Source organism: bacterium SCSIO 12643, assembly GCA_024398135.1.
Classification (GTDB): domain Bacteria; phylum Bacteroidota; class Bacteroidia; order Flavobacteriales_G; family Salibacteraceae; genus CAJXZP01.
Window position 1 is genome coordinate 323,492 of sequence record CP073750.1, and the last position, 13,867, is coordinate 337,358.

14 protein-coding genes are annotated in these 13,867 nt (G+C 35.9%); 8 read left to right on the plus strand and 6 right to left on the minus strand.

Annotation, left to right across the window (positions count from 1 at the left end):
- Positions 1-2: 2 nt before the first annotated feature.
- Both KFE94_01375 and KFE94_01380 read right to left on the minus strand, forming a co-directional pair.
- Positions 3-689, minus strand: coding sequence for a hypothetical protein (locus tag KFE94_01375; protein ID UTW66792.1), 687 nt, complete (start codon positions 687-689; stop codon positions 3-5).
- A gap of 128 nt (positions 690-817) precedes the next feature.
- Positions 818-1,918, minus strand: coding sequence for an Rv1355c family protein (locus KFE94_01380; GenBank protein UTW66793.1), 1,101 nt, complete (start codon positions 1,916-1,918; stop codon positions 818-820).
- Positions 1,919-2,101: 183 nt separating this feature from the next.
- On the opposite strand from KFE94_01380, the gene KFE94_01385 reads away from it, so the two are divergent.
- Positions 2,102-2,590: a response regulator gene (locus KFE94_01385; protein UTW66794.1), complete on the plus strand. Its 489-nt coding sequence runs from the start codon at positions 2,102-2,104 to the stop codon at positions 2,588-2,590.
- Positions 2,591-2,643: 53 nt separating this feature from the next.
- On the opposite strand, the gene KFE94_01390 is transcribed toward KFE94_01385, so the two are convergent.
- From KFE94_01390 to KFE94_01400, 3 genes are all read right to left on the minus strand, one after another.
- On the minus strand, positions 2,644-3,333 hold the full coding sequence (locus KFE94_01390; GenBank protein UTW66795.1) for a hypothetical protein: 690 nt from the start codon (positions 3,331-3,333) through the stop codon (positions 2,644-2,646).
- 107 nt (positions 3,334-3,440) lie between these two features.
- Entirely contained in the window at positions 3,441-5,096 is a 1,656-nt protein-coding gene (locus tag KFE94_01395) for an alkaline phosphatase family protein (GenBank protein ID UTW66796.1), read from the minus strand.
- A gap of 147 nt (positions 5,097-5,243) precedes the next feature.
- Positions 5,244-6,311, minus strand: a complete 1,068-nt coding sequence (locus KFE94_01400; protein UTW66797.1) for a Cj0069 family protein — start codon at positions 6,309-6,311, stop codon at positions 5,244-5,246.
- A 473-nt stretch (positions 6,312-6,784) separates the two neighbouring features.
- Here KFE94_01400 and KFE94_01405 point away from each other — a divergent pair, with 473 nt between their 5' ends.
- The 5 genes from KFE94_01405 (at position 6,785) to KFE94_01425 (ending at position 11,648) form a co-directional block, all read left to right on the plus strand.
- On the plus strand, positions 6,785-7,264 hold the full coding sequence (locus KFE94_01405; protein UTW66798.1) for a hypothetical protein: 480 nt from the start codon (positions 6,785-6,787) through the stop codon (positions 7,262-7,264).
- A gap of 67 nt (positions 7,265-7,331) precedes the next feature.
- Positions 7,332-8,225, plus strand: coding sequence for a GntR family transcriptional regulator (locus tag KFE94_01410; GenBank protein UTW66799.1), 894 nt, complete (start codon positions 7,332-7,334; stop codon positions 8,223-8,225).
- Positions 8,226-8,277: 52 nt separating this feature from the next.
- Positions 8,278-9,798 carry a 2,3-bisphosphoglycerate-independent phosphoglycerate mutase gene (gene gpmI, locus KFE94_01415; GenBank protein UTW66800.1) on the plus strand — a complete coding sequence of 507 codons (1,521 nt, stop codon included), beginning with the start codon at positions 8,278-8,280 and terminating at the stop codon, positions 9,796-9,798.
- A gap of 117 nt (positions 9,799-9,915) precedes the next feature.
- On the plus strand, positions 9,916-10,935 hold the full coding sequence (locus tag KFE94_01420; protein ID UTW66801.1) for an SRPBCC family protein: 1,020 nt from the start codon (positions 9,916-9,918) through the stop codon (positions 10,933-10,935).
- Between the two features lie 83 nt (positions 10,936-11,018).
- Positions 11,019-11,648, plus strand: coding sequence for a CPBP family intramembrane metalloprotease (locus KFE94_01425; GenBank protein ID UTW66802.1), 630 nt, complete (start codon positions 11,019-11,021; stop codon positions 11,646-11,648).
- A gap of 1 nt (position 11,649) precedes the next feature.
- On the opposite strand, the gene KFE94_01430 is transcribed toward KFE94_01425, so the two are convergent.
- Positions 11,650-12,654 (minus strand): DUF481 domain-containing protein, encoded by a 1,005-nt coding sequence (locus KFE94_01430; GenBank protein UTW66803.1) that lies wholly within the window; start codon positions 12,652-12,654, stop codon positions 11,650-11,652.
- A gap of 121 nt (positions 12,655-12,775) precedes the next feature.
- Here KFE94_01430 and KFE94_01435 point away from each other — a divergent pair, with 121 nt between their 5' ends.
- Positions 12,776-13,264 carry a hypothetical protein gene (locus tag KFE94_01435; GenBank protein ID UTW66804.1) on the plus strand — a complete coding sequence of 163 codons (489 nt, stop codon included), beginning with the start codon at positions 12,776-12,778 and terminating at the stop codon, positions 13,262-13,264.
- Positions 13,265-13,462: 198 nt separating this feature from the next.
- On the plus strand, positions 13,463-13,765 hold the full coding sequence (locus KFE94_01440) for a hypothetical protein (protein UTW66805.1): 303 nt from the start codon (positions 13,463-13,465) through the stop codon (positions 13,763-13,765).
- Positions 13,766-13,867 lie beyond the last annotated feature (102 nt).

Genomic DNA, 13,867 nt, shown 5'->3' on the forward strand with positions numbered 1-13,867 from the left:
TTTTATGGTAGCTTCAATCGGTATTCCAATTCAAACTCACCTTTTGGCCATGTTTCGGTCGTTCTAAAATTTAATAGCTCTCTTAACTTAAATATTTCAGACCGCTCCTTTTCAGTAGCCAAATGTAATTCCATTGGATCATAACAAACCACTGCCGTAGCAATTAAATCCAATTTCGGATAATTAAATTCGCCCTGATTTCCTACCACGGTAAATGGCTCAAACCCTTTTTCGTATCCTCGCTGTCTTGTTGCCCTTGAAGCAAACGATAACATGGTATCCAATCCAACTTGAGGAGCTAAAGCAATAGACGACCGCATCAAATAAATGGCACCTAATCCCAGTCCCATAATTTTACGGCTATTCCAAATGCCACAAATTTCCGCAGTTCCAGCATCCATGAGTTTATCGATTTCCTCGTAAATACGCGTGTCAACTTTAGCAATAGCCTCCACCATTGGTAGAACGGTCACACGATTTGCAACATGCAATCGTACTCCCCCAACAATCTCATTGTCATTAGCAGTATCTTCTACTACCATAACATAAACATTGGGATCGTCTATCCAATCGTTTTTACCCGATGTTACTTTGACACCTATATCTTCCAGTACCTTTCTATGACCAACCGCAAATCTTTCACCTGCATCTTGATCGTCTGGTGCTTTAAAAGCGCGTATCCTTAACATCGGTTATGTCTTAAATATTTAATCATTTGATGTTCGGGATATCGACAACTGGAATTAAAAACCTAAAATCCATGACGAATCTTTTTATTCTAATAACGTATATTTTTCATTATAAATCTAACATATTTTTATGATTTGTTCTTAATAATACTTTCAATATCAACATAATACCTACCTGAATCTTGAAATTGATCTAACAAAATTCTTCTTGAAACATCAGCTCCAACAGCACCTCCTAAAATGACAGAAGTTGCTAATTGCGGCCAGGTAGTTATTGTCTTTTTTACTTCTGCCAATGAAGACTTGGCCCGATCAGATAATTTCTCAAAATCCAGGATTTTAAGAACTACCGGAATTTTTTCTTCATTGGTAAGACCTTTTAATGTTTGACTATCGATACCATCTAATCTTCCATGTAAAATCGGACGATCAGGTGTTAAATCAAATCTTTCCACATCAATCATTCCTCTATCAGAGGTATCCATGATTACCGGGATTCTATGTTCTTTTGCAAATTCACGGGCATATATCTTCATATCTAACCCATCGCATTCATCCACAAATAGATCTAGCTTCCCATCGGAAAACATAAAGTCTTCAATATTTTCTTCGGTAATACCTTCTTTGTAAATCTTGACTTTTACAAATGGGTCTATTTCAGCAATCTCTCTTGCTGTAGCCACTACTTTATGTGTCCCAAGATTATATAAAGGTGTCCGAATTCTGTTCAAATTAGAAAGTTCTAAATGATCAAAATCGGCCAGACGGAGTTCACCACAGCCTCTTTCCATGACTAATGTCAATGCGATAGACTGTCCGACACTAAGCCCCATGATACCGATTTTCTTCTTAGAAAGTTCCCTTTGCTCAGCAGTTGTAATTTTATTACAATTCCTATTGGTACGAAGCGCAATAAATTCATCTTCGTCCAATATATGTACTACCTTACATAGCCATGGATAATATACCCATACACCATATTCGTCTTTGCTCTTAGATCCAAATACTGATTTAACTTTCGATTCCAGATTTTCTGTCTCCAAACCTTCAGGATGCCGTGATTTAATAAGCTCCCTGACTTGTGCATCAATTTCATCAGTTATCGAAATATGGGGATTTTGCGACAACAACGTATGTAATGATAGTTTTGAAGAAGAATCACTTAACCGGAAGAAATCAGGATGAATCACATCATGCTGATTATCAACGCGTTTAAAATTATCACTCATTATTTTTATTAAGTAAATTCATCTATAAATCCAAAAGTATAATAAAAAGCTATCGGCATATGGGGCTGATTATCAATCCTGATTCAAATCCTATCTCTAAAAATTAAATTATTAATATTTCGTCAAAAGGTTTAAAAGAATTAGGTTATTTTCGAGCCTATAATCCCCATAATACCAATTTTTATGTCAGAAAATCAAAACAAATCAGCTAAATCCGATCGAATGCAGCTTCTGTATGTTGACGATGAGGTGAATAACCTAATTAGTTTTAAGGCAGCATTTAGAAGGGATTATAAAATTTTCACTGCAGAATCCGGCTCAGAAGGACGCAAAATACTAGAACAAAATAATATCTCGATCGTTATTACCGATCAACGTATGCCTTTCATGACCGGTGTAGAGTTTTTAGAATCTATCGTAAACGATTACCCAGAAACCATCAGAATATTAATTACTGGTTTTTCAGATATCCAGGCTGTAATTGACGCTATTAATAAAGGTAGAATTTACCACTATGTTCAAAAACCATGGGATGAAACATATCTAAGAAACATTATTAATAATGCATTCGAAACACATAGACTTAGAAGAGAAAATAAATTTATGATGGAACAACTCAAGCTTTCAAACGAGCAATTAGAGTTTCTGCTCCGTCAGGAAATGTTATCATAAAAAAAGGGTTCGTATTAAATACGAACCCTTTTTTTATGATTTGATTTGGTTCTTTATTTCGAAAATGCTGTTAATTCAGATTTACCCATAAATTTCTGTTTCTTATCGTAAACCTCCTGCTTTACCATTCCAACTCCCATAGCAAACCAGGTATATGTTGTAGATGTTACTGTCATCATCCCAATTTTTGTTGTGGAAATTTGTTTGATTTTAAAACACTTATAAGTTCCTGCTGAAGTCGTCACTTCTTCCTCTGCCATCACTTCTCTATTGGTGATATTAATGGCAATACTCATAATATTTACCCCACTGGATTTAAACTTCACGTTGACCTTACCATCGGGTAATTTATCACCCACTTTTATTTGCTCCGGAAATTCTAGAAACGACTCTGCCATTTCCATCTCCATTCCTTCCATTGAAGCCATCTTATCTGATGGAATAAATGTGGTCATATCCAAATAGAACTTCCCACCATTGCATTTCGCTAAATAATCCGTGGTCACCAGTTCTTTGCCTTTTACATCCCAGGTTTTAGCCTGAACTTTAAGGTCCACTCCATTTCCATTTGAATTACTTTCTTTGATCTCGTGTTTTACCTTAGCAACCTCTTTATTCTTCTTGTCGTAGTTCGTTATTTCAAACCTGGTTCCTTTCTCTGTAGGGAAGAATACATTACAATCTTGCGCTTTTATAAAGTTAATGGTAGATAGTAGTACTAGAATTAATAAGATTTTTTTCATTTTGAATTATTGTTTAGTTATTAGATTCGGAAGCCAAATTTAGACTTCCAATCAAAATAAAAAAACTGCTACCCACTTATTTTCAAAAGATTATTCTAACACGTCAACTATCGAATGGCTTGATGCACATTTTTACCTGTACATCCCATTGGAGGTTGAATCCCAACAATTGCCGAAACAGTTGGAACAATATCCTCTACTCTGGTTCTTTTCTGAGTTTCACCTTTTTCTACACCATATCCATATAATAAAAATGGGACATGCGTATCATAAGTCCATGGTGAGCCATGAGAAGTGCCTCCTCTTCCTTCATAACTATCCGAAATCCATCCTGGCATCATGATTAAAGCCACATCGCCTGAACGTTGATGGTTCCATCCTTTTTGTACCACTTCTTTTGTTCTATCCGTGTATTGTTGCGAAATCAAATCTTTTTTAGTCATACCTGATTTCACTCCATCTTGTTGCATTGCAATTTCAACAGTCTTTTCACTTAATTCGGAGATATTAATTTTATGCTTTGCAATTAGGTCATGATCAAAAAAGAACTGATAATTTGAATAACTCTTTATCAAACTATCTACTCCATATTGTGCCATTAAGCCAGAATTAACCGATGCCCAAATCGTAGAGTCATTATAATATCCTACTTCCACACCTTGATCTATTAACTCCTGAGGAACATGTGCAGCTCCGTGATCAGCTGTTAAGAATAATACGTATTCGCCTTTTCCTACTTTTTGATCCAAATAATCCAACAATTCTGAAATGGATTGATCCAGTCTTAAATAGGTATCCTCTACTTCAATTGAATTTGGGCCATATTTATGACCAATGTAATCCGGACTTGAGAAACTAATTGTAAACAAATCCATTATACTATCCTGACCTAATCGTTCATGTTCAATCGCTTCTTTCGCAAAATCAACTAAAAGATTATTACCAAATGGTGTACTCTTTATCAAGCTATATCCTTCTTTTTCTTTGATTTTCTTCAAATCATACGGAAATGTCGGGCTATGTCCTTTATGAATACTTTGTTCATAATGGTTATCATCCGGATTAGATTCTGTGTACTCACTTATAGGGAGCATGGTTTCCCATGTTTGAGATAAATAATGCTCAGGTAGCTGTTTTTGATTAAAGGTCTGTACCCATTCTGGTAATTCATTCATATAATAGGTGGAAGAGATAAACACGCCATCTTTTCCTCCTTTAAACCAATATGCCGCATCAGCCATCTTTCCAGCCGGTAAAACCGCAGCGCGATCTTTAATTGAGATTCCAATCACCTTACCCTTATGATTCGTAGCCAACTTCACCTGATCACCTAATCCGGTAACCAACATATTGCGGGGAGATCTGTTTTCCTTTTTAAAATCTCCTCCTACTGACTTTACCAGAGTATCTTCCACACAATAAATCAAACGCTCTATGGATTTATCATACCAATTGTTTGCTATAATACCATGAACCTGCGGTGTTGTACCTGTAAATACGGAAGCATGTCCGGGCCCTGTAAATGTTGGCATATAACTAAAATGATGTGACTTACATTGAAACCCATCACCAATCAATCTCTTGAATCCTGTTTCACTATACTTACTGGCATAACGTGTGAGATAATCAAATCTCATTTGATCCACGACCACACCTACAACCAATTTAGGAGAAGAAGCAATTCCGGTATGTTTTTGTTTTTTTTCGGCCGGCTGACATGAAAATAGGATGGCAGCCAAAACAAGATATAATATGTTACGCATCTGATTCATTAAAATATAATTCGCAAATGTAAGTCATGATCATTTTCTTAGGTTGACTTCATGTCAAGTGAACGTTAATAAAATGTCATAAAAAAAAGGTAGCCGATTACTCGACTACCTTTCCGCGCACGTAGGTTCAAAATAGAGTTATTTCGTAAATGCTGCCCATTTGGAGTTTACTGCAGACTCTGCATCCAATAATGCCAGCACTTCATCTGCAATGTTTTCGCTCAATTCCAAATGTGTGGTAAATCCAACGCATGAAGCATTAATCTCACCTAAAATATATTTGTCCTGGCCAGTTTTCTTATCTGTATCCAGAATAAAATCAGCAGTCCAAATCAATGGTAAATCATAGTTACCTAATCTCCTCTGGATCATCGGAATTGATTTTGAAATAGCTTTCACTAAATCAGGCCATTGTTCCGGTTTATCGTAACGATATTTCGCTCCTGAGAATAATGTTGCTGAAAATGCATCTTTTGTCTCTGCCGGTTTTTTGTGTACGATATTCACTACCGAATCTCTTAACATTAATACACGAATCTCACCTTCAACGATTCTTTCCAAAAATGGCATATCTAATAACATCCCATTTTCACCTTCCAAATACTGGATACAGAACTCTAAAAATTCTTGTAAAGTTTTTTCTTCTGTGTGGTTGTCTTTTGCTTCAGTTAATTTCAATTTCGCATCCAATGGTACACGACCTTTCATTTTTTCTTTTCCAAGCACTTCAACTCTCCAAATACCTTCACCGGTAGATCCTCTGTTTTGCTTGATCACACGTACACCATTCAATAAACTCTTTGGGAATTTTTCTTTTAGGGTATCAAAATCATAATAAGTGTACACATCATCCGGAACGATATCTGTTCCTTTTAACTTCTCTACCGAATTTTTAGCGCCATATGCCACCATAGCATCCGGATGGGGCAATCCTTCCACTCCATTTGCTACCAATTCTTTCAACATTTGGAAATATCCTACCTCACTTGGCAAGTTACCTGGGTTAACTCTACTGATATAAGCATCAGCTTTGCTCGTAGTGTAACGATAAATCTCTCCACGATCTTCGTCCGAATAAAAAATAATCTCTGCTGTCCATCCTCTGGATTTTAAAGAATCAATAATAGGCTTAGAATCCATTCTGAATCCATATTTACCCTTATCCGATCCTCCACGAGCCTCAAAAATTACAACATGTTTTTTCATTTAATTTTTTGTTTGTTTTCTGATTATTACTACCCAAATTTATTTTGCAATTATAGATCAATAAATGATCTACATACATATTAAAATTTGAATCTAATCATATTAAAAATTAACATTTATCCATAAAAAAAGTGCGACAAATATTGTCCTCTTAAGTGATTATTTTTAGGCGTTTAGGTTATCAAATTTTTATTTTTTCACCTGGTAATTTTATCAAATTGTTAGAAAGTCATAAAATCTATATTTCCAGTATGTTTCCAGATCATTTTAAAGCACATAAATATGAAGAATTTTCATTCTCATTCTTAAAATACTGATCTAAATCATATCGAAACATACAAATAGAAAATTCGAGTTTTTTTTGTCAAAAACGCGTAATAATATAGGTGTCATTTTGGATAATGATTCTTCTTCATTTGCATTCGATCTCTAAAGCACTTTCTTTTGCATTTTAAGCATCTTAATTATCAATAATGCATTATTTCACACTGGCAAGAGTCGTTCATATTGTTGCTGTTGTTTTTTGGATTGGAGGCGTAGCTATGGTAACTACTGTAATTTTACCTGCAGTGCGAAGAATGAACTCAAAAAAGGATAAGATCGATACATTCGAAAAAATTGAGGGTAAATTCTCCTTGCAGGCAAAGGTCACCACTTTGCTCACCGCAATCAGTGGCTTCTACATGATGTATGAATTGGATGCCTGGGATCGATATCATCAGTTAAGATATTGGTGGATTACAGCCATGACCATGATTTGGGTCTTGTTTACGGTTGTATTGTTTATTCTCGAACCTTTCGTTCTGCACAAATGGTATCAAAAGAACGCAGAAAAAAATCCCGAAAAGACCTTTCAATTTATACAACGCTTCCACTGGGTTTTATTGACCTTAAGCATGATCACATTAATCGGAGCTGTTGCAGGAAGTCATGGGCTTTTCTTTATTCAGTAAATTCAAGCCAAAAGATCAGTAACCACTCTATATCCCTAACTTATCTTTGCACCATTAAATCAAAAGAATGGAATTAGGAGAATTCAATAAGTTACATATTCTAAGATTCAGAAGTAATGGGTGCTATCTGGGAGAATTTGATGGAAACCCGGAAGATATTACAGACGATGTAGATCCGGCAGAAAATCCATTTGGAGAAGGTGTGCTTCTGCCTCAGCGTTATGTTACGGAATCAATGAAATTGGGCGATGAATTAAATGTTTTCCTATATACCGATTCTGAAGATCGAATTGTAGCCACAACGGAACATCCTAAAGTAGTCTTACATGAATTTGCCCCTTTAAAAGTGAAGTCGGTTACTGCTGTAGGTGCTTTTATGGATTGGGGATTATCCAAAGATCTTTTTGTGCCTTATGCTGAGCAAAACAAAAACGTAAAAGTTGGAAATACCCATGTGGTCTTTTTATATCTGGACGCTGAAACAGAAAGGCTGGTTGGAACTACTAAAATTGAGAATGTAATTGACAACGAAGAAATCATTGTATCTGAAAAAGAAGAAGTCAAATTACTTATCTATAAAGAAACCCCTTTAGGTTATAAGGCGATCATTAATGATGAAAATATAGGTCTACTCTATCGTACCGAATTGAACAAGACTGTGAATATTGGTGATTACCACACTGGTTATGTCAAAAAGATTCGTGCAGACCGTAAAATCGATTTAGCACTCGATATCCAGGGAGTAGAAATTATCGAATCCAGTGCTAAAGCACTTTACCAAAAAATCCAATCTGAAAACGGATTTGTGCCTTTCCATGATAAATCTGATCCACAAGACATAAGAGACTATTTTGGAATGAGTAAAAAGACTTTCAAAAAGGCTGCCGGAGCACTTTACAAACAACACCTCATAGAAATCAAAGATGACGGTCTACACCTCATCATCGAAGATATAGACTAACCTACACGATTTTATTTAAATTTTAAATTTGCCGAAAATTAAAGATCAGTTCATGAGCAATAAAGTTATCCTAATGATATTTGATGGATTTGGAATCGCTAAAAATCCGGAAGTATCTGCTATTCATAAAGCTAAAACACCATTTTTAGATTCACTCTATCAAAAGTATCCTAATGCACAACTTGAAGCATCCGGGCTTTTTGTAGGACTCCCTGATGGACAAATGGGTAACTCTGAAGTTGGACACATGAATTTAGGTGCTGGTCGTGTGATTTATCAAGATATCGTTCGAATTAATAAAGACATCGAAGATGGAGCTTTTTATCAAAATGAAGTTTTGGTAAACGCATTTAAAACAGCGATTCAAAACAATAAGAAAGTTCACGTTCTGGGACTTCTTTCTGATGGCGGAATCCATTCGCATATCAATCACCTAAAAGCAATTTCGAAATATGCGAAAGACTTAAATTTCGATAATTTGTTCTTACATGCGTTCATGGATGGTAGAGACACAGATCCTAATAGTGGCAAAGGTTTCTTAGCGGATATTGAGCATCATTTCAACCAAAACTCAGGTAAAATTGCTTCTATTGTAGGGCGTTACTATGGTATGGATCGTGACAACCGTTGGGAGCGCGTTCAACAAGCATATCACCTGCTTGTAAATGGGAAGGGTGCCGAATTTACTTCTGCTCAGGATGCCATAGAAAGTTCTTATGCGCAAAACATCACCGATGAATTTGTTCCTGCATCTGTGATTACTGAAAATAACAATCCTGTTGCGACAGTTGAAGAAGGTGATGTCATTATTCACTTTAACTTTAGAAGTGATCGTGCCAGAGAGCTTACTGCTGCTATTACCCAAGGTATCGAAAATGAATATGGAATGAAAAAATTGGATGTACATTATAATTGTATGACCAATTACGATTCTAAATTCGAAGGCCTGGAAATTCTTTATAGAAAAGACAACCTTAATAACACCTTAGGTGAAGTTGTCGCACAACATCAAAAAAAGCAAATTCGAATTGCGGAAACAGAAAAGTATCCACACGTCACCTATTTCTTTAATGGAGGCTGTGAAGAACCGTTTACAGGTGAAAAAAGAATTCTCATCCCATCTCCTAAAGTAGCGACTTACGATCTTCAACCTGAGATGAGTGCATTTGAAGTCAGAGACGCCATCGTAGCTGAATTAAAAAAACAGGAAACTGATTTGGTTGTATTGAATTTTGCCAATCCGGATATGGTAGGTCATACCGGTGTAATGGAAGCTGCGGTTAAAGCAGTAGAGACTGTTGATGATTGTGCGCAAACGGTTGTTTCAACAGGTTTAGAAAATGGCTACAGTACCATTCTATTGGCAGATCACGGAAATGTGGATTGTATGATGAACGAAGATGGATCACCCAATACGGCACATAGTACACAACCGGTTCCATGGTTCTTTATCGATCAAAACCAAAGACCAGAACTTAAAAATGGGAAACTGGCCGATGTAGCGCCAACCATTTTGAGTTTTATGGGAGTTCCTATTCCAAAAGAAATGGATGGAGAAGTTTTGATCTCCTAATCTTATTTTACGGATCATGTGAAACTTTCGTTTTTCGCATGATCCCATCTCTATATTCCAAATAAATAGTATTTTTCTCGCTCACTTAATATCAACCAGTTATATATTGTCCACACGATGAAAACTTTCAAATACATTGGCACTTCCCTCCTTATTCTTGTACTCATTTTTGTAGCATTCGGATTCTTTCAGAGTAAAGAAGTTTCTGTGAGCCGATCTATCGTGATTGCCGCACCGATGGATATCGTTTTTGACCAGTTCAATGATCTGGAAAAAAGAATCAAATGGTCTCCCTGGGAAGCTCAGGATTCTACTATGGTTACACAACTGGGTGATATTACCAAAGGAGTTGGAGCAAGCTATTCATGGACTTCTGAAAACTCAGGTAAAGGAACCATTAGATATTCTGAAGTAGTTCCGCATCAGTTAATTCAATCTGATCTATTATTCGGTGAACCGGGAGACGAGCCTGCTCAGGGTTTAATGATATTCGCGGAAGCTGAAGATGGAGTCAAGGTAACCTGGGAAGTTCATATGGATATGGGTAATAATCCGTTCATGAGAATTATGGGACGCTATATGGATGACATCGTGGGCTCAACTTTTGAGATGGGTTTAGAATCGGTAAAACAAATCTGCGAAGCTGAAAAAGCATCACTTCCGGATTATGGCGATGTAAAAATTGAAGAAACTACAGTTGAATCTATTTCTTGTATCAGTTTAAACGATTCTTGTAGTTTGGCTGAATTGGAAGGTAAAATCGCTGAGAACTTTCAAAAACTAGATGCCTATATCCATTTATACAACCTAACTCCAAGTGGCTATTCGAGGATTATTTTTCACAAATTCGATCCTCCAAGTTCTGTGGTATTCCAACCGTTGTTTGTGACGACAAAACCTGCTGAAATTTCTGAAAATGGAATCACTCCGGGTAATACATATGCTGGTAAAGTAATTACTGCAACGCATATTGGTCCGTACAATAAATCTGCTCATGTTTGGGAAGCATTGGATGCATATCTTGCTAAAAATAATCTGGAAATGAATGGCTCTCCATGGGAACAATATGAAAACACACCTAGAGATGAGCCAGATGAAGACAAACTCATCACGCATATCTTTATACCGGTTAAATAAAGATTTTCCTCATCTAAAATCATAGTAAATATTACTTCCCTACTTGGATCACTTATGTAGATTTGCACTCCTTTTATTGAGAGATGCCAAAATCTAGATTATATGCCATGGGCTTTGCTACTTTATTGGGTTTTCCAATTGTAGGAATTACTCTGGTGGGTTTTATTGAATCCAATCCGTGGGATTTTGAGTTCAATTGGCTTTATCCAGAAAACCTGATTATCCAATTAGGTGTTGGATTAGCTTTTGGAATACTTGCTGGATTTCTGGCCTGGTTTATTGTAAATCACAAAAGTTTCATTCAAATCAAAATGAAGTATGGTGTTTTAATCCATAGTTTCAGAATGAGCACGTGGGAAATCTTATTCATTTCATTTTGTGCAGGGGTTGGAGAAGAATTCCTTTTTAGAGGCATTATTCAACCCTATTGGGGTGTCTGGATTACAGCTATATTCTTTGTGGCCATACATGGTTATTTAGACCCAAGGGATCGCAAAATGATGTTTTATGGAATGACTATGACTATCGTTATCGGGATTTTAGGATACATGAAAGTCCATTTAGGATTAATCGCACCTATGGCTGCGCATTTTGCAATAGATGTAGTTTTACTTTACAAACTCACAAATGACAAATCATTTAAGATCATTCAGATCCCTACTCCACCACCAGTAGATGAAGAATCAGATTACCCTGAAAATTTAGAAGATTAATCTACCACTCCCAACCAAATCCTGTATTTAAAACATAATCCACTTCTCCTGCTCCTACAGTAGGTTGATTATCGTAGTTCAATGTAAAACCGCCTTTAATGTAAAAATCCAATGGTAAATCGTATTTAACATCCATCTTAAAGTCAGTTCTAAATCTACCTCTTTCCGTAATCCCGGGATAAGCTGAAACTTTAGTAAACAATCCAAAATCCCCAAAATCAAATAAGTTTAACTCTGTACTGATAAACCCCTCCATACTCTCTTTCCCATTCTCACCATTACTATAAGTTTCATTGATATATGCTGCTCCCCCAGCAAAACTCCAATACCATGTATTTTTATGAACGATATAATAACCAAATCCTCCACGCCCATTAATCCTTAAATCTAAAAGCTGCTCCGTATTCGATAAAAAATCTGTTGCTCCGGTTAAAAACCAATCATCCGGTAAAAACAAATTAGCCGAAACACCACCTTCATTTCTAATCGTGGGTTGAATAGAATCTTGTGTAGAATTTAAAGAACTGTATCTGGCATCCCATGACCAGTTCTCACCCAAATATCCCAAACCTGCTGTAATGTTTAACTGTCGAAGGTTTTTGGCTTTGGTCACACTTAAACCAATATCCACATTCGCGTAAATCTGGCTCCAAAGTCCTTCATCTAAGGATTTAAGATATACGATTTCATTCGATCGGACATATTTTTCTCCCTCCATAGTTTTGAGCATTAGGCTTACCGAATCCCCATGCGCAATAGCGCCTTTAAATCGGGTTCCATCTGATAATGTAATCAGAAATATAGTAGCTGTACTTAATCTTTTAACCCCCTTCCACTCTATCTTAAAATCAGAATCACTATAGGAAGTTTTAAAGGTAATCACCCCTCTATCCAAAGTCTTTAATTCTCCTACTATCTGATCCCCATTGTTAAACAGAATAGTGTCTTGCCCATATGACATTAAAACTCCAAAAAAACATATTAAAAGTAGTATCAGGTGACGCATATTGATTTATTTCAAGGTTTAAACATTTTCCAAGTTTCTACAATTTCCCCTCCAGGGATGAGAAATTTGTGCTTTGGTAATTATTATTACTTTTATCGCATACAATTTAAATAAAGCAAATATGAAATTAAAATCTCTCTCGCTACTATTATTAAGTTCTGTATTTACCGTTTTTACAGTTTTAACCAGTTGTAACTCTTCTGCTGAAAATGATACTTCAAAAGCCAACGTAGAGCAAACTGCAAACGAAGATGATTCTGAAACATCTAAAAAAGAATGTAAAAAAGGTGATGCGGAGTGCAAGAAGAAATGCAAAAAAGACAGTAAGTGCAAAAAAGATAAAGAATGTAAGAAGGATGGCAAATGTGAGAAAAAATGTGTTTCGACTTGCAAAGAAAAATGTAAAGGTGAATGTGGTAAGGGCGATTCTAAGTGTGATGAAGAATGTCAAAAAGCATGCGCAGAAAAATGTAAAAAAGAATGCTCTAAATCTGACTCAGCAGGTGTAGATCATAAATGTGGTGAAGGCAAGTGTGGCGAAGGTAAATGTGGTGATAGCACACAAACTGAAGAACACAAATGTGGAGAGGGAAAATGTGGGGAACAATAAAACTTAAAAACTCTCATTTTTTAAAGGCCTTTTGAAATTCAAAAGGCCTTTTTTATTGACATCTACCTAAATATGAAAATCAGACTGAATGTAATGCCGAGAAACTTTCTTTCATTAACAAATAATTAGCTTCTTTTTTATCTTCTAAAAACCCTAAAACTCCTATATTTACTGGCTATAACACAAAAAACATTTTATATGAAAATCAACTTTTTATCTATTGTAGCTCTATTCTTATTTACACTGACCACAGTCACTATTCATGTAAATGCCAATACCTTACAATCCACCTCTATTTCTATTATTGATCACGATGGAGATTGTGATAAATGTAAAGATGGAAAATGCGATGGCAAGTGTACCAAAAAGGAAGGTGAAAAAAAGTGCAGCGATGACTGTAAAAAAGAAGGGAAATGCACCAAAAAATCAGAAAGCGAAAAGAAATCTGGATGCGCTGAAAAGAAATCCTGTGGAAATAAAAAAGGATGCGGTAAACACTAAACCCAAAACAATTTAAATTTTAAAAGCTCAGAATTACATCTGGGCTTTTTTTATATCTCAACATTATAAAATCCAGACATTTTTTCACTCAAACCCACTATA

Coding starts and splice junctions, on each gene's coding strand:
- KFE94_01440 (UTW66805.1), top strand. CDS start 13,463: ATGAAAATCAACTTTTTATCTATTGTAGCTCTATTCTTATTTACACTG.
- KFE94_01425 (UTW66802.1), top strand. CDS start 11,019: ATGCCAAAATCTAGATTATATGCCATGGGCTTTGCTACTTTATTGGGT.
- KFE94_01400 (UTW66797.1), bottom strand. CDS start 6,311: ATGAAAAAACATGTTGTAATTTTTGAGGCTCGTGGAGGATCGGATAAG.
- KFE94_01430 (UTW66803.1), bottom strand. CDS start 12,654: ATGCGTCACCTGATACTACTTTTAATATGTTTTTTTGGAGTTTTAATG.
- KFE94_01410 (UTW66799.1), top strand. CDS start 7,332: ATGGAATTAGGAGAATTCAATAAGTTACATATTCTAAGATTCAGAAGT.
- KFE94_01390 (UTW66795.1), bottom strand. CDS start 3,333: ATGAAAAAAATCTTATTAATTCTAGTACTACTATCTACCATTAACTTT.
- KFE94_01395 (UTW66796.1), bottom strand. CDS start 5,096: ATGCGTAACATATTATATCTTGTTTTGGCTGCCATCCTATTTTCATGT.
- KFE94_01435 (UTW66804.1), top strand. CDS start 12,776: ATGAAATTAAAATCTCTCTCGCTACTATTATTAAGTTCTGTATTTACC.
- KFE94_01405 (UTW66798.1), top strand. CDS start 6,785: ATGCATTATTTCACACTGGCAAGAGTCGTTCATATTGTTGCTGTTGTT.
- KFE94_01380 (UTW66793.1), bottom strand. CDS start 1,918: ATGAGTGATAATTTTAAACGCGTTGATAATCAGCATGATGTGATTCAT.
- KFE94_01375 (UTW66792.1), bottom strand. CDS start 689: ATGTTAAGGATACGCGCTTTTAAAGCACCAGACGATCAAGATGCAGGT.
- gpmI (UTW66800.1), top strand. CDS start 8,278: ATGAGCAATAAAGTTATCCTAATGATATTTGATGGATTTGGAATCGCT.
- KFE94_01420 (UTW66801.1), top strand. CDS start 9,916: ATGAAAACTTTCAAATACATTGGCACTTCCCTCCTTATTCTTGTACTC.
- KFE94_01385 (UTW66794.1), top strand. CDS start 2,102: ATGTCAGAAAATCAAAACAAATCAGCTAAATCCGATCGAATGCAGCTT.